Below are 24,607 nucleotides of genomic sequence, written 5' to 3' on the forward strand. Positions count from 1 at the left end.
CGTTACAGGACCCGGCCCGGTTGGCCGTCCGAGTCGACGACCGGTCGTCCGGCCGCCTCCCAGTCGCCCATTCCGCCCTCGACGTTGCGTACCTGGTCCCAGCCGTTGTGCATCAGGTAGGCGACGACCTGGGCGGACCGTCCGCCGGAGCGGCAGATGACCGCGACGTCCCGGTCGTTGGGCACCTCGGCGATGCGCGCCGGCAGTTCCATCATCGGCAGGTGGTGGGCGGTCGGTGCGTGACCCGCCTCCCACTCGTCGTCCTCCCGGACATCGAGCAGGTAGGTCTCGTCGTCGATCTCGGGCACCGTCATCGTGGGTACGTGGGATCCGAACACGGCTACCAAGCCTAGAGGGCCGTCGGGGTGATCGCGTCGACCGGCGGGTCAGAGCCGGGTCACCCAGTGCGGATGGGCGCCCGCCCACTGCGGCATCCGGGTGCCCCGGACCGCCTCGAACAGTCCCTCCCCGCCGTTGTCGAGCACGACGTAGGAGACCTGGTCGATGGTCTGCGGATAGGACGGCACCTGCACGCCGCGCAGCGCGTCGGTGGAGAGGCCGCGCAGCGCCAGCAACAGGTCCTCCACGGGTACGCCGTTGGTGTCCACGGTCAGCGAGCCGCCGACGGCCTGGACGAGCCGGTGCAACTGGACCGGGTTCTCGCGGAGCCGGGTCTCCCCCGCCCGTTGCAGCATCGCCCCGAGCAGTTGCTGCTGGTGGGTCTGCCGGTCGTAGTCGCCGCCGGGCAGGTCGTAACGCTGACGGACGTAGTCCAGCGCCTGGGCGCCGTCCATCCGCTGGCAGCCGGGCGAGAAGACCCGGTCGGTGTGGATCGAGCGCACTTCGGTGCGTACGCACATGGTCACCCCGCCCAGTAGGTCGATGACGCTGCGCAGACCGGCGAAGTCGACCAGGGCGGCGCCGTCGAAGCGGATGCCGGTGAGCCGGGACAGGGTGGCCGAGAGCAGTCGGGCACCGGCCTCGCCGCCGCCGCCGTACTCGTACGCGGCGTTGACCTTGTCCTCGCCGCCGGGATAGCCGGCTGCGGGCGGGATGTCGACCAGCAGGTCACGAGGCACGGATACCAGGTAGCCCTCGCGCAGTCCGGCTGGCACGTGGACCATCAGGATGGTGTCGGTGCGTTGCTCCGGGCCGGTGTCGCCGGGGCGGCGGTCGGAGCCGACGAGCAGGTAGTTGAGCGGACCGTGGCGGTCGGTGCGATCGGTGCGGGCGGTCGGGTCGAGCAGTTCGGCCCGGGTGATCGTGCGTTCGTACCGGTCGGCGAGCACCCGGAGGCCGACCACGGCGACCGTGGCCAGCAGCACCACCGCCAGCCCGATCCCCAGCAGTACGCGTGGCCAGCGCGGGCGCCCGGGGCCTCCGCCCGTTGCCCGTCGTCCGCCGTCGCGTGCCCTCCTGGCCGTGACGTCCTCCCCGTCCACCTGACATGAATCTTCTTCATGTCAGGCTACGGACGGTGACGGTGGCGTGACGTCGGTTTTCGGATACGCCTGCCGGTCACTTCCGGCTGGAGATCACCTCGGGGTTGTAGAACACGAATTCGGCCAGCTTGTCCTGCTTGACCGCGTGGAACATGTCCAGCGTCTGCTCGCTGAGCGCCTCCCGGCCGCTGTCCGTGCCGTTGAAGGTGCCGCCGTTGGTCTTCAGCATGATCAGCTCGTTGCCGGTGACCCCGCGCATGGTGAAGACGAAGTCCTCCACCGACACGCCGCCGGTGTCCAGGATGAACGCCTTACCGGCCGCCTTGATCAGCTCGTTGAGCTTGAGCGGGTTGGTCAGCGTGCCGTTCTGGCTGGCCTTCTTCGCCATCGCCTTGATCAGCTGCTGCTGGTTCTGCTGCCGGTCGTAGTCGCTGTTGGCCAGGCCGTACCGCTGCCGGGAGAAGTCCAGCGCGGCCCAGCCCTCCATCTCCTGGCAGCCCTTCTTGTGCACCACCGGGGTCCGCTGCTTGCCGGTCTTCTTGGCGTCCGCGTTCCACATCACCTTGCCGTCGACGTACGACATGTGGGCCGACTTGACCTCCTGCTTCGGGCAGATCCGCACCGAGCCGAGGGCGTCGATGACGTTCTTGAAACCGCCGAAGTTGATGATCGCCGCACCGTCGAAGCCGACGCCGGTCATGCCCTTGATGGTCTGCGCCATCAACTGGGCGCCGCCCTCCCAGCCGCCGCCGTTGCGGGCGCCAGCCTGGAACGCCGCATTGATCTTGTCGACGCCGCCCGGGAAGTCGGTCTCCGGGAAGGCCGGAATGCGGGCCTCGGTGTCCCGGGGGATCGAGATCAGGTACGCCTGGTCGTGCGTGGCCGGGATGTGCAACACGATGATGCTGTCCGCGCGTACGTCGTCGGCGGCCCACCGCTCCCGGGCGTCCACGCCCAGCAGCAGCATGTCGATCGGGCCTTCCAGGTTGTTGCCGCCCTCGTCGACCGTCTTACCCGCCTCGCCGAGCAGGTTGCGCTGCGAGATGCTGCCGGTGGCCTGGCCGATCACGGCCTTGCTGCCGACGATGGCGAGGCCACTGGTCATCATCAGCACGGCGCCGAAGACCAGGGTGATCCGGGCCCAGAGAGGGTCCTTCCGCCGGGTGCGTCCCTTCTTACCGCCCTTGCCGGACTTCTTCTTGCCGGCCGAGGAGGGTGAGGGGTTCGATGCGCCAGGCGGATCGAGCAAGGAGGGGCTCTGAACCGGCATGCGTGCTCCAGCTCGTGAATGTGGGGGGCGGGAACACTTTACGGACGCAATCCCGTCGTGGCGAGTTCGTCTGACGCTCAGTTACCGTTCTCCGCCACGTCATCCTGGGGAAATGGACGAACGGGCAGAATGAAATGCACGATCGACTATTGGCTCCCAGTGATTTCACAGCAGAAGTCGGACTTTCCGTTCACGCAGGGTGAGCAGAGAGTCCGACTGTCGGCCGGTGGTGTGATCAGCCGTTACCGGCTCGCGACTCCTTGTTCGCCTTGAGCCAGTCGGCCATCGTGTCGCCGGACATCGCGCGGTACATGGCCAGGGCGTTCTCCCGGTCGGAGACGACCACCGATTCGCCGTTGATGTTCTGGCTACCCAGGTGCGGGCTGGTGACGAACGTGAGGTTCTCGCCCCGCAGATTGCGGAACTGCACCGCCATGTCGGTCAGCGAGAAGCCCTGGTCGACGGTGACCGCGTCGGTGACCGACCGGAGGAACGCGTTGAGCTTCTTCGGGTTGGTCAGCGTGCCGCTGCTCGCCGCCTTGTCCATCAGCGCCCGCAGGAACTCCTGCTGGTGACGCATCCGGGCGAAGTCGCCGTCCGGGAACTGCTTGCGCTGCCGGATCCAGTCCAGCGCCTCGGTGCCGTTCATCTGGTTGGTGCCCTTGGTGAACTTCCGGTACGGCTTGTGGATCGAGGTGATGCTCCGTTCGACCTCCAGCTCGACGCCGCCGAGCGCGTCGGTGACCTGCTTGAAGCCCCCGAAGTCGATCGCCATCACGTGGTCGATGTGCACGTCGGTGAAGCACTCGACGGTGCGTACCGCCAGCGGCAGGCCACCGAATGCGAACGCCGCATTGATCTTGCGCCGCTGGCCGGAGTCGCAGTCGGAGCTGGCGCTCTCCGGAATGGGTACGTACAGGTCCCGGGGGATGGAGACGAGGTAGGCCTGCTGGTGGTCGGCGGGGATGTGCATGACGATGATCGTGTCGGCGCGCCACTCGCCGGCCTGGTCCATCGGCGCATCCGGATCCCGCGAGTCGGTGCCCACCATCAGGATGTTGAGCGCGCCGTCCACCGCCTTCGCCGGCCGACCGCCGGTGATCTCGGAGAACGGATCGGTGCGGGCCAGGTTGTTGTCCAGGCTGCGGGCGTAGAACCAGGCACCGACGCCACCGAGCAGCGCCAGCACCAGCACCACGACACCGGTCAGCAGGGCGATCCGTCCCCACCGGGGGCGGCGGCCACGCGGCGGCGGTGGACCACCGGGTCCGCCCGGCCCCACCGGACCTCGCGGTCCGCCCGGCCCACCGGGTGCCTCGTCGTACGCCGAGAACCGGCTCGTCTCGTTCGCTCGGGCAGCGCGTCCGCCCCGGCCCGAACCGGCCGGAACCGCCGCGCGCCCGGCGCCGCGGTGCAGGTGGAGGGCCGGCAGTGCGGCGGAGTTGGTGGCTGACATGTAACTCAGGGTACGCAGGCCCCGCCACTGTCGCCCGTCGTGAAACCCGACCGGTGCCGGTGCCGGTGCCGGTGCTACCCGATCCGCTCGCGGAAGTACTCGATCGTGCGTCGCAGGCCCACCTCGGGCGCGACGGAGGGCTCGTAGCCGAGCACCTCACGGGCGAGGGTTAGATCGGGACGGCGCATCTCCGGATCGTCGGCACTGCGCGTGACGTAGGTCACCTCGGACTTGCTCTCGCAGAGTGACACGATCGTCTCGGCCAGCTGCCGCATGCTCATCTCGTGCTCGGTGCCGCAGTTGACCGGACCGCTCTCGGTCGAGTCGAGCAGCAGCAGGATGCCCCGGACGAGATCCGCCACGTAACAGATCGAGCGGGTCTGGTTGCCGGTGCCGTGCACGGTGATCGCCTCGCCGCGCAGCGCCTGGGAGACGAAGGTCGGGATGGCCCGCCCGTCGTCCGGCCGCATCCTCGGGCCGTACGTGTTGAAGATCCGCACGATCGCGGTGTCCACGCCCCGGCTGCGCCGGTACGCCATCGTCGCGGCCTCAGAGAAGCGCTTCGCCTCGTCGTACACGCTGCGGATGCCGATCGGGTTGACGTTGCCCCAGTACGTCTCCCGCTGCGGGTGCTCCTTCGGGTCGCCGTACGCCTCGGAGGTCGAGGCCAGCAGGAACCGGGCACCGTCGGTGGCGGCGCGCTCCAGCAGGTGCAGGGTGGCGACCGAACCCACCCGCAGGATCTCCACCGGCAGCTTCTCGAAGTCCGTCGGGCTCGCCGGGGACGCCATGTGCAGGATCGCGTCGAACCGTTCGGCCAGCGCGGGATGGTCCGGCAGCCCGTCGGAGACGTCCGCCTCCACCAGCGTGAAGGAGGGCGCGTCGAGCAGATGGGCGACGTTCTCCTTCGACCCGGTGACGAAGTTGTCCAGTGCGACCACCGTGCAACCGCGACCGATCAGGGAATCCACCAGGTGCGACGGGACGAAACCGGCACCGCCGGTGACCAGGACGCGGTGACCGGGACCAAAACGCTGCTCAACCTTCACGCCGACCAGACTAAAGGAGGGGTCCCCTGCTAACGCCTCGCGTCCTACAGGGGACCCCTACTAACAACTCGGCGGGCACCGGCGTGCCGATAGACGCTCGGTGCCCGCCGATGGGTCGTCAGTGCGCGCCGGCGCCGGTCAGCGAACGCACCTCCAGTTCGGCGTACTTGTCCTCGTCGCTCTCCTTGGAGAGGAGGGTGCCGATCCACCCGCAGAGGAAGCCGAACGGGATGGACAGGATGCCCGGGTTGGACAGGGGGAACCACTGCCAGTCGTGGTCCGGGAACATCGCCGTCGGTGCTCCGGAGACCACCGGCGAGAAGAACACCAGCAGTACGGCCGCCAGCAGACCGCCGTAGATCGCCCACACCGCGCCCGAGGTGTTGAAGCGCTTCCAGAACAGGCTGTAGAGGATCGCCGGCAGGTTGCCGGAGGCGGCGACCGCGAAGGCCAGTGCCACCAGGAACGCCACGTTCAGGTTCTGCGCGAAGATCGACAGAGCGATGGCGATCGCGCCGATCACCAGGGCGGAGATCCGGGCGACGCGTACCTCCTGGCGCTCCGACGTGTTGCCGCGCTTGATGACGTTGGCGTAGAAGTCGTGCGCCAGGCTGGACGACGAGGCCAGGGTCAACCCGGCGACCACCGCGAGGATGGTGGCGAAAGCGACCGCCGCGATGACCGCCAGCATCGCCGCACCGCCCAGGTCGCCGCCGAAGAACTCGATCCCGAGCACCTCGGCGAGCTGTGGCGCGGCGGTGTTGCCGGCCGCGTCCTGTTCCCGGATGGCCGCACCACCGACCATCGCCGCCGCACCGAAGCCGAGGGCCAGGGTGAGCAGGTAGAACGAGCCGATGATGCCGATCGCCCAGAGCACGCTCTTGCGGGCCGCCTTCGCCGTCGGCACGGTGTAGAAGCGGATCAGGATGTGCGGCAGACCGGCGGTGCCGAGCACCAGGGCGATACCGAGGGAGAGCAGGTCGACCTTGTTGTAGAAGGTCTGTGTCGCGTTGCCGGCGACTTCGACGCCGTACCGCAGCCCGGGTTCGAGGAACGCGGTGCCCTGGCCGGAACTCGCCGCCGCGTCACCCAGCAGCGAGGACAGGTTGAACTTGTACTTCGCCAGCACCAGCAGGGTCATCAGCAGCGCGCCGCCCATCAGCAGGAACGCCTTGACGATCTGCACGTACGTGGTGCCCTTCATGCCGCCCACGGTGACGTAGATGATCATGAGAGCGCCGACCAGGATGATGGTCGCCACCTTGGCGGTGCTGGCGTCCATGCCCAGGAACGTGGTGCCGGGACGGATGCCGAGCAGCAGTGCCACCAGTGCGCCCGCGCCGACCATCTGGGCCAGCAGATAGAAGATCGACACGGTGATGGTGGAAACCGCCGCCGCGGTACGCACCGGACGCTGCCGCATCCGGAAGGCGAGTACGTCGGCCATCGTGTACCGGCCGGAGTTCCGCAGCAGTTCCGCGACCAGCAGCAGGGCCACCAGCCAGGCCACCAGGAAGCCGATCGAATAGAGGAAGCCGTCGTAGCCGTAGAGGGCGATGATGCCGGCGATGCCCAGGAAGGACGCGGCGGACATGTAGTCGCCGCCGATCGCCATGCCGTTCTGGAAGCCCGAGAACGACCGGCCGCCCGCGTAGAAGTCCGTGGCGGTCTTGGTCTGCCGGCTGGCCCAGATCGTGATGCCCAGGGTGGCGGCGACGAAGGTCAGGAAGAGCACGATGGTCAGGTTCCGGGCCGTGGTGTTGCCCGCCTCGACCGCGAGGATCATCGTGGTCACGACTCACCGCCGGTCAACTCGTCACGGATCCTGTCGGCCACCGGATCGATCTTCCGGTCGGCGTACCGGCTGTAGAGCCAGGCGATGAGGAAGGTGGTGACGAACTGGAGCAGGCCGAAGACCAGCGCCACGTTGATGTTGCTGCCGAACAGTCGCGTGCCCATGAAGTCTCGGGCGTACGCCGAGAGGATCACGTAGAGCGCGTACCACAGGAAGAACGCGATGGTCATCGGGAAGACGAATCCGCGCAGCGCGCGGCGCAGCCCGGCGAACTCGTCCGACCGTTGGACCGCGAGGTACCGCTCGGGCGTCGAATCGGTCGGCACGGTCGCGGGTGTGTCCGTGGACATTGTGTGGATCACCACCTTCACAGACGTCAGGAGTCTCGCGCACGGTAAGAAGCGGACTCCCCGCCGGAGAAGGCTGATATCGGTGTCGGTCGACGGTTGCGCCGAGTGGCAGGATGGCTGCGCCGAGTGACTCGGCTCACTCCGTTGAGCGGTAGGTGAGATCCGTCCAGGTTCGTCCGCTGCCGGCCCCGCGGTCAGCCCAGTTCGCGGTAGCGACCCCGATGATGCAGCAACGGCGCGATGTCGTCGCCGAGCTCCACCTGCTCGACGGTCGCCTCGACGAGCAGGCTCCAGCCGTACTCCCGGGCGCTGTCGAGCCGGCACCCCGCCCACCCGCCGGCGTCGGCGGGCACCGGGCCGTAGGGCGTCTCGGTCCAGGTGCCGGTGGCGAAGAGGCCACCAGGCGACGGGAACAGCCCGGCGAACCGGTCGGCGAGCTGCCGGTGCGGCGGGCCGAGCGGCGCGACCGCGAATCGCCCGGCCTCCTCCACCGCCGCCCACAGGTCGGACTCGGCGTCGATCAGGCCGAGCAAGCGGTCCGGCTCACCCTCGGCCACCAGTGTGGAGGAGACCGTCAGCCCGGCCGGTCCGGGTGCCGTCCAGAGCGTCACCGGCGCGGCGAGCCGACCTCGCAGCCGCCGTGCCGGCGAACGGTCGCCCGCCGGCACGGCGAACGGGTCGGTGTGGTGGATCTGGGCACCCGGCTGATGATTCACGTGAAACATTGTGACCCGCCCAGCGGGTTCGCGGGCCCGTGCCCAGGTCAGGAACCGTTCGTGCAGGCTGGCCGGGTCGAGTCGCCCGTCGAGTTGGCTGAGCTGGGCGTGGGCCTCCGTCATCAGGAGCCCGAGATACACCAGGAGTGCGGTCCGGTCCTCGCGGTACTCGACCAGCAGCGACAGGCGGGCGGGCTGACAGGGCCAGTGCGCTCCACAGGATCGACACCGCCAGAGCGGTCGCATCGGCACGTGCGGGACGACGCGGCTCACGGTCGATCCGACCGTCCGTGCCGGGTTGATCCTTCCGGCGCGGCAGATGCCCGGATCACCAGCGGTCTCCGTCCGACCGCCGACTCTGCGCGAGGGTGCGCCAGTCGGCCGGGTCGGGGCATGGCGTCCGGGTCCGCCGTCGATGGCGACGAGCGGCGGTACGACCGCAGTGCGGCATCTCGACACCCGGGGAGCGCGGTGGACATGGGATGGCCTCCTCTGAACTGTGGGGGTCGCCCCGGCCGGGGGAAAGGCCGGGGCGACCCGACGCAGGACCAGCCACCGGGTCGTCGCCTCCACTGGCCGGGCCGCGCGTTTCCACCCTGGACTCCGCACTCGCCGCAGGGGAGGATGCCAGCGGTTACTACTCGGCGCGTTCGCGTACTTACCGGATGGGTGAGTGATGAACTTCGAGATGTGGATCAGGGCGTTGAAGGCCGCCCGTGCCGCTGTCAGCGTCTCCCAGGAGGGACTCGCCACCCTGATCAAGTGGAGTCCGTCGCTGATCGCCGCCATCGAGACGGGCCGCCGCCGACCGACGATGGAGTTCGCCGTGGCCGCCGACGAGGCGCTGCAGACCGGTGGCCTGCTCGCCGAACTACTCAAGGAGGCCGACCGGGAACGCGGTCCCTCCTGGTTCGCGGCGTGGCGCGGCTACGAGCAGGAGGCGACCAGGCTGCGCGCCTTCGAGCCCTGTCTGGTGCCGGGCCTGCTCCAGACCGAGGAGTACGCCCGAGCCGTCATCTCGGCCGGTGGACTCCAACCACCGGCAATGGTGGACGAACTGGTGGCCGTCCGAATGGAGCGCCAAGAGCTGTTGCGCCGTGATGATCCACCGCAGTGCGTCTTCCTGCTCGACGAGAATGTGGTGCGGCGGCCCGTCGGCGGTCCGGCAGTGCTCGACGCACAGCTTGGTCGACTGCTGGAGATTGTCGAGCTACCGCAAGTTCGGTTGCATGTCGTACCGGTGAGTGTCGGCGAGCATGTCGGCCTGATCGGCGGCTTCGTGCTGGCCGAGCTGCCGGACGGCGAGCAGGCGATCTACCTGGAAAACGCCGCTCGCGGGCACGTGGTCAACGACCCCGAGACGGTCCGCCTGATCGACCGGAAGTGGGATAGCCTGCTCGGCGAAGCACTGTCCACGAGCGCCTCGCTGGATCTGATCCGAAAGCTCAAGGTGACGCCATGACCGCTGCCGAACCCCGCTGGCGCACGTCGACCCGGTCCGGTGACACCGGCGGAAACTGTGTCGAGGTGGCGGACAACCTGCCTGGGCTGGTGCTGGTGCGGGACAGCAAGGATCGTTCCGGCCCGTCGCTCACCTTCGCGCCGACCGCCTGGCGGTCCTTCCTCGACCTCGCCCGCGAGGCATCGACCCCCGCCGCCCACTGACCGACCCCTGCCGGGGCACGCGACGCACCCCGGACGGTGCCAACGGCTTTCCCGGTCAGGCGGTCGTACTGGTGGGCAGGCAGGCTCTGTGACGCCGCACCGCACCGGTCGCGCATGGCGTGCGACCCTCTCCGAAGATCACGCTCGATCCAGGATTGAGTGGTCTCGTCGTCGCTCGTTAACCACTCGATCCTGCATCGAGCGTGATCATGCGCGCCGCCCGTGAGTGCGCGCCGCCCGTGAGTGCGCGCCGCCCGTCGTCGTGCGGGGGCGCCTGTGGGCGTGTGGGGCCGCCGAAAGGCGGCGGCACGGGCGCAGGAAGCCGCGTTATCCACAGGGGCGGCGCGCATGGTGTGGTGACTGCCATCGTCGGTGGCATGTCCAGATCGCCTCGTCGGCCTCCGCAGTTGCGGGGGCGCATCTTCCGTGGGTCTCACGCGGTCACCAGTGGCCTGCTCACCCGCAACGACCTCCGCAGTTCCGCCTGGCGCTCACTGTTCCGAGACGTGTACGCGGACGCCCAACTGCCGGTGACCCACCGGATCAGGTGCACCGCTGTCGGTCGGTGGCTGATCCCGTCGGCCGGGGCGATCGCCGGCCGATCCGCTGCGGCACTCTACGGATGCGCCGAGGTCGCCGCCGACGAGCCGGTGGACGTCGTCGTGCCGCGCGGCGTACGCGTCGGTGCCATCGCTGGTCTGCGCATCCGTCGCGGGCCCATCGACCCGGGTGACATCCTCGATCGCGGGGGGACGCCGGTCACGTCCCCCGAACGTACCTGCTGGGACCTGGCACTCTGGCTCGACCTGGTGGAGGCGGTGGTGGTCACCGACGCGTTGTTGGCGCGCCGACTCACTGACGCGTCCACGCTTCGCGGGTACGCCCTCGCGCGGGCGGGGCGTCGTGGCTGGCGGGCGATGCTCCGAGCAGTCGATCTCGCTGACGCCGGTGCCGAGTCGCCCCAGGAATCCCGGACCCGGGTACGGCTGGTGCTGGCCGGGGTGCCCCGGCCCCGTACCCAATGGGTCGTGTCGGATCGGGGCCGTTTCGTCGCTCGTCTCGATCTCGCCTGGCCGGACTATCGGGTCGCGGTGGAGTACGACGGTCTCTGGCACGCCGAGCCGGAGCGGTTCCACTCGGACCGCAGGCGGCTCAACCGGCTGGTCACCGGGGGCTGGATCATCCTGCACCTCACCGCGAAGCGCCTCCGTGCGGATTTCGAGGGCTTCGTCGCCGAGGTCCAGGCTGCGCTTCGCGCCCGGGGTGCCGTCCCGCCGTCGTTCAGCGGCGCGGGGTGACCGTGGCCAACAGTTCGGGCTGGCGGCGGTCCAGCGTGTCGCCGGCCAGGTACGCGCCGAGCAGTGCCGCACCGACGCCGTACACCGCGCCGAGCGGCAGACCGAGCCAGAGCCAGGTGTCGCCGAGCAGCGCGGCGGCCACCACCATCGGTATGCCGAGCACGGCGGTGACGACCATCGACAGCAGCGTCAGCAGACTCTTGGCCACGCCGGCACCACTGTTCATGGCGAACGGGTTGCTCGTCTCCGGCAGCGAGTACGCGCCGAGCACCGAGATGAACGAGTTGACCGCCAGCCCGACACCGTACGTCGCGACCAGTGCGCCGCCCATGAACCCGATCCACGCCGGCTCGCCGAGGACCAGCGCGATCACCACCGCGACCACGGCCAGCATCGGCAGGACGTAGAGCGAGAAGGCGGCCATCCGGGCGAGCAGTTCCTGTCGACCGGGTACGCCGGCCACCACGTTCGCGGCGTACGCGCTGCCGTCGAAGCCGAACTGGTTGGCCAGGGTGACGGCGGCGAGCAGCCCGACGAAGAGCATGGAGACGCTGACCAGCACCGGTGACGAGTCGCCGACGCTGAAGCCCTGATCACTGTCGAAGGCGAAGCCCTGCGCGCCGAAGTTGACCATGACCGGCACGAAGAGACCGACCACCGCGACGGTGATCAGGTTGGCCCGCCTCCGGGCGTCCCGCCACCAGTACCTGGCCTCCCGGGCGACCAGCGCGCCGAACTGGTCCCGGCGCAGCCAGCCGGCCGCACGGGGAAACAGTTGGGCGACCGCGCCACCGGTGGGTCCGGCCTGAACACGGGTCGACCCGGTGCTCGCCGCACCCACCATCGCCGACTCCAGCGACCGCGACCACCACGCCAACAGCGCGAGGATGGTGAGCACGGCGATCGCCAGCTTCAGCGGGGCGGCCCAGACCCGGCCCTGGGCCAGGTCGATGCCGGCCGTGAAGGGTGCGCCCAGCGGGGTCCAGCCCAGCACGGTCGCCACCGGGACGAACCGGTCCCAGTTGACCTCGCCGAGTGCGGCCATGCCCGCGATCTGCAGCGGCCCCAGCATCGCGGCCAGCACCGCCAGCAGGACGGCGGCCAGGTCACGGACCCGCCGGGAGCGGAGCATGGTGGCGAACGCGCTGGTCACCGCCCGTGCACCGGCGACGCAGACGAGCAGCCCCAGGACGACGCCGAGCGCGGCCACCACGGCGGCGGACCAGCCGCCGAAGACACCGGCGGTGACCACCAGGCCGGAGAACGCCACCAGGGCGGCGATCGCCGGTACGCTCACCAGCGCCGCCGCGAACAGCCCCTTGACCAGGGTGCGGCGGGGTAACGGCAGCAGCGCGAAGCGGGCCGGGTCGAGCGTCTCGTCGACGCCGAAGAAGACCAGCGGCAGCAGCATCCAGCCGAGCACGGTGAGGCTGCCGGCGAGCGCGGCGATCAGCAGCGCGTACGTGTCGTTGCCCGCCAGCCCGGGGGCGGCCAGGCCGAAGAAGGCGCCCACCGCGATCCAGAGCCCGAACAGCGACCCGATCAGGAACAGTGCGACCCGCCAGCCCTGACCACGGAAGTTGTTGGCCATCACCCGCAGCTTGAGCCGGACGAAGTGCCGGGCCGAGACGGCCCGTACCGGCTTCGCCGGGGTGGTCACTGAGACAGCCACGCCAGCTCCTCACCGGTTGCGGTACGCCCGCCGACCACCTCGACGAAGACCTCCTCCAGCGAGCGCTCGCCGCGTACCTGCTCCAGCGTGCCGACCCGCTTGATGGTGCCCTCGGCGAGGATCGCCACATGCGTGCAGAGCCGCTGCACGACCTCCATCACGTGACTGGAGAAGACCACCGTGCCGCCGCCGGTGACGTACCGCTGGAGGATGTCGCGGATCAACGCGGCCGAGACCGGATCGACCGCCTCGAACGGCTCGTCCAGCACCAGCAGTCGCGGCCCGTGCAGCAGCGCGCAGGCCAGGCCGATCTTCTTCTTCATACCCGCCGAGTAGTCCACCACCAGGGTGCGGCCGGCGTCGGCGAGGGCGAGCACGTCGAGTAGTTCCCCGGCACGCTGGTCGACCACCGCCGGGTCCATGCCGCGCAGCAGGCCGTGGTACGCCAACAGCTCGGACCCACTGAGGCGGTCGAAGAGGCGTACGCCGTCCGGCATCACGCCGAGCAGCCGTTTCGCGGTGACCGGGTCGGCCCACACGTCGTGCCCGAGGACCTGGGCGCCACCCGCGTCGGGCCGCAGCAGCCCGACCGCCATCGACAGCGTAGTGGTCTTGCCCGCGCCGTTCGGGCCGAGCAGGCCGTAGAACGAGCCGGCGGGTACGTCCAGATCCACGCCGGCCACCGCGACCTTGCTGTCGAACCTCTTCGCCAGGCCGCGCAGCGCCAGCGCCGGGTGCTCACCAGTCATGATCCCGACCGTATCCGGTCCTGACCAGTGCACCGACCCTCCGGAGGACGATTCGCGGCTCATCCCCGAGTCGGACGTCGCGCCAGCCGCCCCTGCACGCCGACGGACGTTAGCAGGGGACCCCTTCTATACCGCAGGCGTTAGCAGGGGGCCCTTCCTTACCGCCGGAGGGCGTCGGGGGCGTGCAGGCGCAGCATGGTGCGGGCGATGTCGGTCGGGGCGCGGCGGCGGGTGGCGAGCGAGACGGCGACCATCACGGTGAAGGCCAGCGGCACCGTCCAGGCGGCGGGCTGGGCGGTCAGGGTGGCGGGCCAGCCGGACAGCGGCGGGCCGAGCACGGTGACCAGCACCGCCGTGATCGCCGCGCCGCCGCCGACCAGGATGCCGGCCGCCGCGCCCGCGTCGGTGAGCCCGCGCCACCAGATGCCGAGTACCAGCAGTGGGCAGAAGCTGGACGCGGCGACGGCGAACGCCAGCCCGACCACCTGCGAGACGTCCAGCCCGGAGACGTTCAACGCGAGCACCGTCGGGATCCCGCCCGCGATTACCGTGGCCAGCCGGAAGCCGCGTACCGAGCCACGGCCGAGCACGTCCGTGGAGATCACTCCGGCGACGCTGGTGAGCAGGCCGGACGAGGTGGAGAGGAAGGCCGCGAACGCACCGGCGGCGACCAGGGCGGCCATCAGCCGGCCGGTGGTCCCGGCGCCGAGCGCCGCTTCGGGCAGCAGCACCACCACCGCGTCGGTCTGCCCGCTGACCAGCAGTTGCGGGGTGTAGATCCGACCCAACACACCGTAGATCGTGGGTAGCAGGTAGAAGACCCCGACCAGCGCCAGCACCACCAGCGTGGTCCGGCGGGCGGCGGCCCCGTCCGGGTTGGTGTAGAAGCGGACGAGGACGTGCGGTAACCCCATGGTGCCCAGGAAGGTCGCCAGGATCAGCGAGTACGTGGCGAACAGCCCCCGGTCGTCGTCGGCCGCGGTGCTGGGCAGCAGCCATTCGGCCGATCCGGTCGCCACTCCGGAGACTTCCGGCACCGGCTCACCCGCTGCGAAGGTCAACTCGTCGCCGGGGCGTACCTCCCGGGTCTCACCGTCGGGCAGCGTGAGCACCGCGCGGTGCTCGACCACGACGGTGGTCGCGGTCCGGAACGTCGGCCCGTCGGGCGGCGTCACCGGGGGACGTCCGTCGGACTGCCACTGGAGGGCGAGGAAGATGGCGGGTACGGCGAGCGCGGTCAGCTTGAGCCAGTACTGGAACGCCTGAACGAAGGTGACCGCGCGCATCCCGCCGAGCGCCACGTTGGCGGTCACCACCGCGGCCACCACCAGGGCACCCACCGGGTACGGCGAACCGGCCAGCGTGGCCAGCGTCAGCCCGGCGCCCTGCAACTGCGGGACCAGGTAGAGCCACCCGATGAAGATCACGAAGATGGTGGCGAGCGTCCGCAACCGGCGGGAACCGAGCCGCATCTCGCAGAAGTCGGGCAGGGTGAACGCCCCGGAGCGGCGCAACGGTGCCGCCACGAAGAGCAGCAGGGCCAGGTAGCCGGCGGCGAAGCCGACCGGATACCAGAGCACGTCGACGCCGTACTTGAGGACCAGCCCGGCCACGCCGAGGAAGCTCGCCGCCGAGAGGTACTCCCCGCCGATCGCGGCGGCGTTCCAGGTCGGGCTGACCACCCGTGAGGCGACCAGGAAGTCGGAGGTGGTGCGGGCCAGCCGCAGCCCGTAGAACCCGATCCCCAGCGTGATCAGGGTGACCGCCACGATCGCGGGTACGACGAGGTCGTTGCCCACTCAGCGCTCCGGCCGCTGGACCAGGTCGGTGAAGTCCTGCTCGTTGCGTTCGGCCAGCCGCACGTACGTCCAGCCGACCGCGACCAGGAACGGGAAGGAGAGCGCGCCGAGCACCAGCCACGGCAGGTTGACGCCGAGCACGGTCATCCGCCCGACCGACGGCGCGATGGCGAACAACAGGGGCAGGCCGCCCAGCCCGACCAGCACCACCGCCGACAGTTGCAACGCCAGCGCCAACTGGGCGCGGACCAGTCCACGGACGAGGGCCTCACCGACCCGGGTCTGCTGGGTGAGCTCGGTGTGCGTACCGGCGGCGGGGCGCTGCCGCTGCGACACCTCGGCCAACACCACCCGGGTGCGGGTGGGCGCCTCGGGTGTCGGCCGCCCGCCCTGCGGCGGCACCGGTCCGGGGTCGGCGTGGCGGGGCTGCGCCCCGGGCCCTGCCGCCGCCCCGGGCGCCGGGACGGGATCGTCGGCAGCGGCCACCCCGGCAGTCTCGTCCGCCGGACGGGAATGTCAAGAGGGCTGTGCACAACCTGTGGACAACCCGTGCAGCCTGTGGATAACCCGGTGGACGGGGGACGGCGTCGTGCGTCGCCGTCCGCCCGCCACCTCAGGTTCAGCTCGTCGGGATGACCACGTCGACGCTCGTCGACCCGGTCGCGGGCACCGTGAAACGGACCAGCCGAACGACGCCGTCGGAGTCGGCGACCCGGTACCGGCCCGAGTGCATGTCCACCCCGTCCAGCGAGACCTCGTAGCTGAGGAAGACCCGCTGGCGTCCGGTCAGTCGGAGGTCGAACTGCCCGCCGGAGACCAAGCCGCTGCCCGCGATGTCGCCGGTGTCGACGCTGTGCGCCATCACCAAGCCGGACTGGAACGGCCTACCCGTGCCGTCCTTGATCGTGCCGGTGAACTGCGTGCCGGGGCTGAGCGTCGCGTCCAGGGTCGCCGTGGCGTCAGCGGTGACCAGCACCGGAGTGGCCTTGAAGCGGCTGGACGCGCCACCGGACCAGACGGCGGCGTGCGAATCCCCGCCGAACACCACGGGCCACGCGTACGGGCCGAGTCGGGTCAGCGTGTAGCCGCCCTGATCGTCGGTGCGGACGTCCTCCGCGCCGACGCCGGGGTGGCCGGTGAGTACCGATACGTGGACGTCCGCCAGACCCGCGCCGGTCTGCACGTCCGTCACCCGACCACTCACCCGGCCCGCACGGTCGAGTCGGACCACCGGGCCGGTGGACACCTGGCCCAGGTTGGTGGTGACCGTGGCGGCCTCCCGCTCGTCGCCGGTGCCGCCGTCCGGCCCGACCCACTGCCGGCCGTACGTCTGGTTCTGCGGCACGGCGAAGAGCTTGTGCTCGCCAGCCCGCAGCGGTCCGATGTCCACCCGACCGTCGTGGTCGCTGCACTTCGGGTAGCTGTCCAGCAGCAGCGCCCGCTTGTTCGCGAACGCCTCCAGACAGACGCCGGCAAGGGGTGCTCCGGTCTGCCGGTCGACCACCGTGGTGCTGATCGTCGCGCCCGGACTCAGCGCGACGGTCACCTCGGTGGTCTGGTCGGCGCGGATCAGCACACCGCTGCGGTTGCGTGGGAGGTACCGGCCGTCCGGCGTGTAGAGGTAGACGTCGTGCCGCCCCTCGGGGATGTCGGGGATGATCACCGAACCGGTGCCGTTGCTGCACGCATCCATCGCGCAGAAGCGGGCGATCGGCGCACCGGTCACCGAGTCGACCGCCCGGACCCGCAGGGTCCCGGTGCCGAGCAGGGCGTCGGTGATGCTGGTCCGCTCCCCGCCCCGCACGGTGACCAGGTCGGCCTGCTCGGGGACGAGCTTCCCGCGGTAGTACTGCTGGCGGTCGTCCTTGAACACCCCGACCCGGTAGGCGCCGGCGAGCACCTCCAGGTCGAAGGCCCCGTCGGCGTCCGTGTCGGTCCAGCCGGCGTTCTCTCCGTCCGGCGTGTAGAGGTCGACCTGAGCCTCCGTCAACGGTGCCCCGGCGGCGGTGGTGAACCGGCCCGACAGGTTGCCCACCGGCAGCACCGTGTCGTCGGCCACGACCACCGCGTCGGCGGTGACCGCGAAGACACCCGCGCTGCGCAGGCCGAGCTTGCCCGGTACGTACTGGGCCTGCCTGGAACCCTCGATCGGCTGGAAACTCACCCGGTAGTCGCCGGCGAGCACGGCCATCGCGTACCGACCGTCGGAGTCGGTGACCGTGTTGGCCCAGTTGGGGGAGCCGATCGGGCGGGCCTCGACCCGTAGCCCGGACCGAGGCTCACCAGCGGCGTCCACGATGCGGCCGGTGACCGTGCCGGTGGCCACCAACTGCTCGTCGACGGTGGTGGTGGCGTCTGCGGTCACCACGACCGGATCCGCCTCCCAGGACCGGAACTTCTGTCGGTGGTACTGCTCCGGCCGGTTGGGGGGAAGGTAACCGACGGTGTAGGAGCCGGGCCGCAGCGAGGCGAGAGTGTAGGTGCCGTCGGCGTCGGTCCGGGTTTCGGCGATGGTGGTGAACCCGCCGGTCCGGTAGACCACCACCGGAACGTCCGGTGCGGCGGCGCCGGCACTGGTCGTGAGTCGACCGCTGATCGTGCCGGTGTCGGCCGCCCACGCGGGGGTGGCACCGGGTGCCACGACGGCCACCACGGCGATGCCGGCCAGTACGGCACGGCGAATGAGGGTTAGCTGCATCTGCGTCCAAACGTGAGGGTGCGGGGCGGCCCGTGCAGGCACTGCGCCCGCGCCGGTCCCGCGCCCCGTACCGGACCGGCAGCAGGAGGATAGAGCAGCGACGATTCTCGCGTGGACCGATAAACGGACCGCCGCACGTTCAGCGGCTCCACTCCTGCTTCGCGGCGCGGACCAGCTTGTCCTTCAACTCCCGGATGTGTCGCCGGCTCACCGACAGCTCCGTGCCGTCGACCACCACCACGTACCCGGAGTTGACCAGCCGGAGTTCGGCGATCAGCCGGAGTTGCACCAGGTACGACCGGTGGATCCGGACGAAACCGGCGTCGGCCCAGCGCTCGGCGAGCGTGGCCAGCGACACCCGGACCAGGTGGGCGCCGTCGACGGTGTGCAGCCGGGCGTAGTCACCCTGTGCCTCCACCCACCGCACCGCCGAACGGGGCAGCATCCGGGTGGTGCCGGCCAACTCGACCGGGATGGTCGGGTCCTCCTCGGCGCGGGCCAGCGCGGCCGGGTGGGAGGGCACCACCCGGGAGCCGACCACCCGACGCAGCGCCTCGGAGAGCCGTTCGGACCGGACGGGCTTGCGGACGTAGTCGGTGGCGCCGAGGTCGAAGGCGTCGGCCGCGCCGTCGTCGTAGGCGGTGACGAAGACGATCGCCGGTGGCCGGGCGAACCGGCGCAGCACCCGGGCCAGCTCCATGCCGTCCAGGCCGGGCATCCGGATGTCCAGGAAGACCACGTCGATGTCGCCGTCGCGGAGCACCCGCAGCGCCTCGGTGGCGTCGCCGGCCGTGTGCAGCCGGGCCACCCGGGGGTCGGCGCGCAGGTGGTACGCCAGCTCGTCTAGCGCGGGCGGTTCGTCGTCCACCGCGAGGACGCGCAGGAAGCCGGGAGCGGCCGGGCCGCCGTTGCCGGTCACGAGCCGGCCCGTACGCCGGGATGGAACTTGGGCACCCGCATGCTCACCTTCGTTCCCGAGCCCAGCCCCGTCTCCACGACGAGGCCGAAGCCGTCACCGAAGACCGACCGGAGTCGCTCGTCGACGTTCGAGAGGCCGACGTGCTGGCCCGGGTCGTCGCCGGGGTCGCCGGTGGCACCGGCCAGCTCGGCGATCCCGGCGGTCAACGTGGCCGGATCCATCCCCACTCCGTCGTCCTCCACCGTGATGTGGCACTCGGCTCCCGCGTCCCGGGCCTCGATGCTCACCATGCCCGTGCCGGGCTTACGCGACAAGCCGTGCCGGACCGCGTTCTCCACCAGTGGTTGCAGGCACAGGAACGGCAGGGTCACCGGCAGCACCTCGGGGGCGATCTGGAGCCGGACCTGGAGCCGGTCGCCGAACCTGGCCCGTTCGATGGTGAGGTAGCGATCGATCGACCGCAGCTCCTCGGCCAACGTGGTGAACTCCCCGTGCGCCCGGAAGGAGTACCTGGTGAACTCGGCGAACTCCAGGATCAGCTCCCGGGCCCGCTCCGGGTCGGTCCGGACGAACGAGCCGATCGCGGTCAGCGCGTTGTAGATGAAGTGCGGGCTGATCTGCGCCCGCAGCGCCCGTACCTCGGCGCGGGCCAGCCGCTCCCGGGACGAGTCCAGCTCGGCGAGGGCGAGCTGGCTGCCCGCCCAGTGGGCGGTCTCCAGGGTGGCCTGCACCAGACCGGGGGCGGGCACGCCGTCGGTGACGGCGACCAGGGCACCGGCTATCCGGCCCTCCGCGCCGGCCAGCGGAGCCACCACCGCACCCCGGACCGGACAGTCGACGCGGTCGCAGGACAGCTCCGCCTCGCCGAGCACCGTCGACCGCTCCGAGGCCACCACCCGCCGGGCCGCCGCGCGTAGTTGGTCCCCGTGGTGGGCGCCCCGCCCGTCCAGGGCGAGCAGGTCGTCGGTGTCGGTCAAGGCCAGCCCCTCGGCCCCGACCAGGGTGCGCAGGTGGCGGGCCGCCTTCGCCGCGCCGGCCGGGTACAGCCCGGCACGCAGCGGTTCGGCGGCCAACCCGGCGGTGTGCAGCACCTCGTAGGTGGCCCGCTGGCCGGGGGTGGCGATGCCACGTCGACCGCGCAGCCGACCGACGGCGTACAGGGCCCCGGCCAGTACGGCGACCAGGGAGATGACGCCGACGACGGCGGAGATGTTGCCACCCACGCCGACGATCCTGGTCGTTTCCGGCCGCCGGGCCAAGAGTCAGTACGCGCCCTTACGGGCCAGCACGACGCCCACGGTGCGCCACAGGATGCTCAGGTCGTACGCCAGCGACCAGTTGTCGACGTAGTAGAGGTCCAGCCGGACGGCCTCGTCCCAGGACAGGTCCGAGCGGCCGGAGACCTGCCACAGGCCGGTCATACCGGGACGGACCAGCAGTCGGCGTCGTACGTCACCGAGGAAGTCGCCGTCGTCGGCGGGCAGCGGGCGCGGTCCGACCAACGACATCTCACCCTTGAGTACGTTGATCAACTGAGGCAGCTCGTCCAGCGACGAGGCACGCAGGAAGCGGCCCACCGGGAAGACCCGGGGATCCTGCTTCATCTTGAACAGCATGCCGTCGGTCTCGTTCTGGTCGGTCAGGCTGGCGAGCCGGTCCTCCGCGTCGACGTACATGGTACGGAACTTCCACACCCGGAACGTCCGTCCCTCGTGCCCCACCCGGGGCTGGCGGAAGAAGACCGGACCCGGGTCGGAGATCCGGATCGCGACGGCGACGGCGAGGAAGACCGGCACCAGCATCAGCAGGCCGAGACCGGCGCCGACCCGGTCCATCATGCTCTTGGCCAGCAGCGCGGGCCCGGAGAGGGTCGGCTCCTCGACGTGCAGCAGCGGCAGACCTTCGATCGGGCGGATGTGCACCCGGGGGCCGGCGATGTCGGTCAACTGCGGGGCCACCACCAGGTCGACCCCGGAGCCCTCCAACTGCCAGGCCAGCCGGCGCAACTCGCCCGGCTCGGAGCTGGCCGAGCCGCAGACCGCGATGGTGTCGCCGCCGACCTCACGGACCAGCGCCAGTACGTCGCGTCCGGCGTACACCGGGACCGGGGTCTGCACGCCCCGGGCTGCCGCGTACCCGTCGGTGATGTGGATGGCGACCGGGACCAGCCCGGCGGACGGGTTGCGGGTGACCGCGGTGTAGACCTCCAGGCAGTCCGGCAGCGTGCCGACCAGCACCATCCGGTGCGCCGCCTGCTGGATGTTGCGCCGGATGACGTGCAGCACGAAGCGGGCCAGGATCCGGCCCAGCAGGATCAGCAGCAGCGCCATCAGCAGGGCGGTGCCGACGGTGAACCGGGACAGGTCGGTCTTGGTGGCGAAGGCGAGGAACGACACCGTGGCGCAGGCCGTGACCCCGGCGCGGATCACCCGCTTGAACTCGTCCGGCCCGAGCCCGAGACAACGCCGGTCGTAGGCGCCGTTGAACCACAGAACCACCAGCCAGCCCAGCGGCAACAGCAGGAAGGCCACCGTGAAGAACCAGGTCGGGTCGTTCTGCGCGTCGTAGAAACCGGCGGTGGCCTGGTCGAAGCTGTGGATCGCGGTGTAGCTGGAGAAGGCGACGGCGGCGAAGTCCAGCAGCAGCAGGATCGCCGTGTACGGGCGGTGCCAGCGGGAGACGCGTCGCCGCGCCCGCGCCCACGCCGATCGCGGTACGCCGCTGGTGGAGGGTGGGGTCGGCGGCTGGATCTCGAAGCTGTCGACGTGCCGCACGAATCTGCTCCGGCCTTCGTTGGTCACCGGGCGCTGGAGGCTAGTCGTCACCTCACCATGTCCTCCCGCATGACACGTGCCGCTCACTCGCCGTGATGGCCCGCGTCGCCCACCGTTCCAGCTTCCCACGCGGATCCGCGCCCGTCGCGGACCCGGGGGACATTGCGCGACAGACTCGTGTTCGCCTGGGATCTGGCCGACTTCGCGCCGTCCGGAAGCCGGGGACCGGGCCACTATACCGATGGATTGTGGCCCGGGTAGAGCGTGCGAGCGGCGGTTCGACACCCACGTCCGATTCCGCTCCGTAGTCGATGAGCAACGTCACTCACCGTACAAGTCTGGACAGCCGTCGGTCAGCCAGCGGCTTGCCGCCGGTCTGGCAGGTGGGGCAGTACTGGAGGCTCGAATCGGCGAACGACACCTCCCGGACGGTGTCCCCGCAGACCGGGCAGGGCAGCCCGGTGCGGGCGTGCACCTTCAGCCCGGACCGCTTCTCACCCTTGAGTTCCGCGGCGCGCTGCCCCAGCGAACGGGTCACCGCGTCGCCGAGCACCCGCCGGGTCGCCGCGTGCAGCGTCGCCATCTGGTCGTCACTCAGCCGGTCGGTCAGCGCGAACGGCGACAGCTTCGCGGCGTGCAGGATCTCGTCCGAGTACGCGTTACCGACCCCGGCCAGCACGGACTGGTCGGTGAGCACCCCCTTGACCTGGCCCCGGCGGCTGCGCAGCGCCTCGGCGAAGGCGCTCAGGTCGGCGGCGATCGCGTCCGGCCCGAGCTTGGCCACCCCGGGCACCGTCTGCGGGTCGGTCACCAGGTAGGCGGCGAGCTTCTTCTGCGTACCGGCCTCGGTCAGGTCGAAGCCGGAACCGTCGTCGAGGCGTACCCGGAGGGCGATCGGCCCCTTTCCGGGACGAAGCGGGACGGTCGAGGCGAACGCCTCCCGGTAGTGCAGCCAGCCCGCGCGGGCCAGGTGGACCACCAGGTGCAGGCCGCCGTCGAAGACGACGTCGAGGAACTTGCCGTGTCGCCGGGCGTCGGTCACCGTCCGGCCGACGACCGCGCTCGGCGCCGGATCGTACGTCTTCAGGGCGCTGATCGCGGCGACCTCCAGCCGGTCGACACGCCGGCCCACCGCGCGCTGCCGCAGGTAGCCTGCGAGCGCCTCTACCTCCGGTAGTTCGGGCACAGGTCAACGGTAGCCTTCTTTGCCGTGAGAATCGTGGTGGCGCACAACCGGTACCGGGAAGCCCAGCCGTCCGGCGAGAACACCATCGTCGACGTGGAGATCTCCCAGCTCGCCGCAGCCGGCGTGGAGGTGCTGCCGTTCCTGCGCAGCTCCGACGAGATCCCGTCGATGCCGAAGACGGCGAAGGCACTGCTGCCGATCTCGCCGATCTACGCCCCCCGGGCGCAACAGGAGCTGAGTCGGCTGCTCACCGAGCACCGTCCGGACGTGTTGCACCTGCACAACCCGTACCCGCTGCTCTCGCCCTGGGTGGTGCGGACCGCGCACCGGCACGGGGTGCCGGTGGTGCAGACGGTGCACAACTACCGCCAGGTCTGCTCCTCCGGCCTGTACTTCCGCGACGGGGTGATCTGCCAGGACTGCCGGGGCCGGACGCTGGGCGTACCGGCGGTGGTACACCGCTGCTACCGGGGGTCGCGGGCACAGAGCGCGCTGATGGCGACCACCCTGGCCGTGCACCGGGGCACCTGGAAGTCGGTGGACCGGTTCATCGCGCTGACCAGCGCGGTCGCCGACCACTTGCGTGACTACGGCATCCCGGACGAGCGGATCGTGGTCAAGCCGAACGCCATCCCGGACCCGGGCACCCCCGCGCCGCTGGGCCGGGGCTTCCTCTTCCTCGGTCGGCTCTCCCCCGAGAAGGGGCTCGACCTGCTGCTGGAGGCGTGGCGCCGGCACCCGGACGGCGCACTGGGCCCACTGCGCGTGGCCGGTGACGGCGAACTGCGTCCGCTGGTCGAGGCGGCGGCGGCCGAACGCGCCGACGTCACCTTCCTCGGCCCGCTCGACCGGGCCGGGGTACGCGAGGCGCTGAACGCCAGCGCCGTCGTGCTCGCCACCTCCACCTGGCACGACGTACTCCCCACCGTGATCATCGAGGCGCTGGCCAGCGGGCGGCCGGTGCTCGGCACCGCGCTCGGCGGCATCCCGTACCTCGTCGGCGCCGACACCCCTCGCGAACCTGCCGGCACCGGCCCGGCCGTCGCAGCCTCGGCAGCCGCCCCGCCCAGCCCCGGCGGCCCCGCTGGCCCGGTGGGTCTTGCTGACCCGGTCAGCTCCGGTGGCGTGGGTTCCGTTGGCCCGGTCGGGCCTGGTGGATCCGTCGGTCAGGTCGACTCCGCCGGTCGGGCGAGCGCCTTGCCGGCCGGGATCCGGGCCGGAGAGGCCGGATGGGTCGTGCCGCCGGACCCGGCGGCGCTGGCAGCCGCACTGCCGGTGGCCGCCGCCGGAGCCGCCGCCCTGGCCGGGCCCGCCCGCGCCCGCTACGACCGCACCTTCCACCCCGAGGTGGTCACCAAGCGTCTCATCGACGTGTACGCGTCCCTCCGCTGACCCCCGACACCCCCGTCCCCGCGTACCCCACGTGCCTCGCGACGCATGCGCCGCGCCTCGTGCGCCGATCATGGAGTTGTGGCTTCCGACTCATCCAGTCTTGCGCCTTTTGTGAGCGCCACAACTCCATGATCGACGAGTCGAGCCTGCCTAGCGCGGGAGTGGATGGAGTGCTACCGCGGTGCTTCGATGCCACTCGATCCTGGATCAAGCACGATCTTGGGAAGTGGGGCACGCAGGGAGCAGGGCACGCAGGGAGCGGGGGGCGCTAGGCACAGTGTCGGGGGGGTGTCCCTATGGGTTTGGTCAAGCCGCGATCGGCGTGACTGGGCGGGGTTGGTAGGGGATCTTGTCGCGGAGCATGGCGAACAAGACGT

21 protein-coding genes are annotated in these 24,607 nt (G+C 70.7%); 4 read left to right on the plus strand and 17 right to left on the minus strand.

The annotated features are described in order from the left end of the window. Positions 1–2: 2 nt before the first annotated feature. The 8 genes from ACFYTT_RS27880 to ACFYTT_RS27915 form a co-directional block, all read right to left on the minus strand. Positions 3–338 carry a rhodanese-like domain-containing protein gene (locus ACFYTT_RS27880; RefSeq protein ID WP_131055383.1) on the minus strand — a complete coding sequence of 112 codons (336 nt, stop codon included), beginning with the start codon at positions 336–338 and terminating at the stop codon, positions 3–5. A gap of 48 nt (positions 339–386) precedes the next feature. Continuing rightward, the gene (locus ACFYTT_RS27885; protein ID WP_357217735.1) at positions 387–1,325 is read right to left on the minus strand and encodes an LCP family protein; all 939 of its coding nucleotides are present in this window, start codon (positions 1,323–1,325) and stop codon (positions 387–389) included. Positions 1,326–1,518: 193 nt separating this feature from the next. Continuing rightward, complete coding sequence (locus ACFYTT_RS27890; RefSeq protein ID WP_176095566.1) at positions 1,519–2,712, minus strand: LCP family protein; 1,194 nt, start codon at positions 2,710–2,712, stop codon at positions 1,519–1,521. Between the two features lie 235 nt (positions 2,713–2,947). Further along, positions 2,948–4,168, minus strand: coding sequence for an LCP family protein (locus tag ACFYTT_RS27895; protein WP_387263538.1), 1,221 nt, complete (start codon positions 4,166–4,168; stop codon positions 2,948–2,950). Between the two features lie 74 nt (positions 4,169–4,242). Further along, entirely contained in the window at positions 4,243–5,217 is a 975-nt protein-coding gene (locus ACFYTT_RS27900; protein WP_131055746.1) for an NAD-dependent epimerase/dehydratase family protein, read from the minus strand. 118 nt (positions 5,218–5,335) lie between these two features. Next, positions 5,336–7,003: a cation acetate symporter gene (locus tag ACFYTT_RS27905; protein WP_176096061.1), complete on the minus strand. Its 1,668-nt coding sequence runs from the start codon at positions 7,001–7,003 to the stop codon at positions 5,336–5,338. A 5-nt stretch (positions 7,004–7,008) separates the two neighbouring features. Continuing rightward, positions 7,009–7,362: a DUF485 domain-containing protein gene (locus ACFYTT_RS27910; RefSeq protein ID WP_387263541.1), complete on the minus strand. Its 354-nt coding sequence runs from the start codon at positions 7,360–7,362 to the stop codon at positions 7,009–7,011. A 194-nt stretch (positions 7,363–7,556) separates the two neighbouring features. Then, complete coding sequence (locus tag ACFYTT_RS27915) at positions 7,557–8,324, minus strand: flavin reductase family protein (RefSeq protein ID WP_387263572.1); 768 nt, start codon at positions 8,322–8,324, stop codon at positions 7,557–7,559. 430 nt (positions 8,325–8,754) lie between these two features. Here ACFYTT_RS27915 and ACFYTT_RS27920 point away from each other — a divergent pair, with 430 nt between their 5' ends. From ACFYTT_RS27920 to ACFYTT_RS27930, 3 genes are all read left to right on the plus strand, one after another. Beyond that, positions 8,755–9,540 (plus strand): helix-turn-helix transcriptional regulator, encoded by a 786-nt coding sequence (locus ACFYTT_RS27920; protein WP_131055742.1) that lies wholly within the window; start codon positions 8,755–8,757, stop codon positions 9,538–9,540. Further along, a complete protein-coding gene (locus ACFYTT_RS27925) occupies positions 9,537–9,743 on the plus strand; it encodes a DUF397 domain-containing protein (protein WP_357217629.1) in 207 nt (68 codons plus the stop codon). The genes ACFYTT_RS27920 and ACFYTT_RS27925 overlap by 4 nt, the downstream gene beginning before the upstream one ends. Before the next feature lie 377 nt (positions 9,744–10,120). Then, positions 10,121–11,041: an endonuclease domain-containing protein gene (locus ACFYTT_RS27930; protein ID WP_387263545.1), complete on the plus strand. Its 921-nt coding sequence runs from the start codon at positions 10,121–10,123 to the stop codon at positions 11,039–11,041. Here the strand turns inward: ACFYTT_RS27930 and ACFYTT_RS27935 are convergent. From ACFYTT_RS27935 to ACFYTT_RS27975, 9 genes are all read right to left on the minus strand, one after another. After that, complete coding sequence (locus ACFYTT_RS27935) at positions 11,025–12,713, minus strand: ABC transporter permease (RefSeq protein WP_387263547.1); 1,689 nt, start codon at positions 12,711–12,713, stop codon at positions 11,025–11,027. The two genes, ACFYTT_RS27930 and ACFYTT_RS27935, sit on opposite strands and share 17 nt — an antisense overlap. Continuing rightward, positions 12,698–13,462 carry an ABC transporter ATP-binding protein gene (locus ACFYTT_RS27940; RefSeq protein ID WP_131055826.1) on the minus strand — a complete coding sequence of 255 codons (765 nt, stop codon included), beginning with the start codon at positions 13,460–13,462 and terminating at the stop codon, positions 12,698–12,700. Before ACFYTT_RS27940 ends, ACFYTT_RS27935 begins: the two co-directional genes overlap by 16 nt. A gap of 158 nt (positions 13,463–13,620) precedes the next feature. Beyond that, the gene (locus ACFYTT_RS27945) at positions 13,621–15,261 is read right to left on the minus strand and encodes a cation acetate symporter (protein ID WP_176095562.1); all 1,641 of its coding nucleotides are present in this window, start codon (positions 15,259–15,261) and stop codon (positions 13,621–13,623) included. After that, the gene (locus ACFYTT_RS27950; protein ID WP_176096059.1) at positions 15,262–15,663 is read right to left on the minus strand and encodes a hypothetical protein; all 402 of its coding nucleotides are present in this window, start codon (positions 15,661–15,663) and stop codon (positions 15,262–15,264) included. Positions 15,664–15,880: 217 nt separating this feature from the next. Beyond that, positions 15,881–17,959 carry a carboxypeptidase-like regulatory domain-containing protein gene (locus ACFYTT_RS27955; RefSeq protein ID WP_176095561.1) on the minus strand — a complete coding sequence of 693 codons (2,079 nt, stop codon included), beginning with the start codon at positions 17,957–17,959 and terminating at the stop codon, positions 15,881–15,883. A 139-nt stretch (positions 17,960–18,098) separates the two neighbouring features. Continuing rightward, positions 18,099–18,878 (minus strand): LytTR family DNA-binding domain-containing protein, encoded by a 780-nt coding sequence (locus ACFYTT_RS27960; RefSeq protein ID WP_131054758.1) that lies wholly within the window; start codon positions 18,876–18,878, stop codon positions 18,099–18,101. Further along, positions 18,875–20,101, minus strand: a complete 1,227-nt coding sequence (locus ACFYTT_RS27965) for a sensor histidine kinase (protein ID WP_387263552.1) — start codon at positions 20,099–20,101, stop codon at positions 18,875–18,877. The genes ACFYTT_RS27960 and ACFYTT_RS27965 overlap by 4 nt, the downstream gene beginning before the upstream one ends. A 39-nt stretch (positions 20,102–20,140) precedes the next feature. Then, positions 20,141–21,652: a sugar transferase gene (locus ACFYTT_RS27970; RefSeq protein ID WP_176096058.1), complete on the minus strand. Its 1,512-nt coding sequence runs from the start codon at positions 21,650–21,652 to the stop codon at positions 20,141–20,143. Between the two features lie 325 nt (positions 21,653–21,977). Next, positions 21,978–22,838 (minus strand): Fpg/Nei family DNA glycosylase, encoded by an 861-nt coding sequence (locus tag ACFYTT_RS27975; RefSeq protein ID WP_131054756.1) that lies wholly within the window; start codon positions 22,836–22,838, stop codon positions 21,978–21,980. A gap of 24 nt (positions 22,839–22,862) precedes the next feature. Here ACFYTT_RS27975 and ACFYTT_RS27980 point away from each other — a divergent pair, with 24 nt between their 5' ends. Then, positions 22,863–24,230, plus strand: coding sequence for a glycosyltransferase family 4 protein (locus tag ACFYTT_RS27980; protein WP_387263554.1), 1,368 nt, complete (start codon positions 22,863–22,865; stop codon positions 24,228–24,230). Positions 24,231–24,607 lie beyond the last annotated feature (377 nt).

The organism is Micromonospora sp. NPDC003816, from assembly GCF_042874705.1.
Classification (GTDB): domain Bacteria; phylum Actinomycetota; class Actinomycetes; order Mycobacteriales; family Micromonosporaceae; genus Micromonospora.

Bases quoted from the DNA above. Each gene is read 5' to 3' on its own strand.
- ACFYTT_RS27890 (WP_176095566.1), bottom strand. From the start codon at position 2,712: ATGCCGGTTCAGAGCCCCTCCTTGCTCGATCCGCCTGGCGCATCGAAC.
- ACFYTT_RS27895 (WP_387263538.1), bottom strand. From the start codon at position 4,168: ATGTCAGCCACCAACTCCGCCGCACTGCCGGCCCTCCACCTGCACCGC.
- ACFYTT_RS27905 (WP_176096061.1), bottom strand. From the start codon at position 7,003: ATGATCCTCGCGGTCGAGGCGGGCAACACCACGGCCCGGAACCTGACC.
- ACFYTT_RS27910 (WP_387263541.1), bottom strand. From the start codon at position 7,362: ATGTCCACGGACACACCCGCGACCGTGCCGACCGATTCGACGCCCGAG.
- ACFYTT_RS27915 (WP_387263572.1), bottom strand. From the start codon at position 8,324: ATGCGACCGCTCTGGCGGTGTCGATCCTGTGGAGCGCACTGGCCCTGT.
- ACFYTT_RS27920 (WP_131055742.1), top strand. From the start codon at position 8,755: ATGAACTTCGAGATGTGGATCAGGGCGTTGAAGGCCGCCCGTGCCGCT.
- ACFYTT_RS27925 (WP_357217629.1), top strand. From the start codon at position 9,537: ATGACCGCTGCCGAACCCCGCTGGCGCACGTCGACCCGGTCCGGTGAC.
- ACFYTT_RS27930 (WP_387263545.1), top strand. From the start codon at position 10,121: ATGTCCAGATCGCCTCGTCGGCCTCCGCAGTTGCGGGGGCGCATCTTC.
- ACFYTT_RS27940 (WP_131055826.1), bottom strand. From the start codon at position 13,462: ATGACTGGTGAGCACCCGGCGCTGGCGCTGCGCGGCCTGGCGAAGAGG.
- ACFYTT_RS27955 (WP_176095561.1), bottom strand. From the start codon at position 17,959: ATGCAGCTAACCCTCATTCGCCGTGCCGTACTGGCCGGCATCGCCGTG.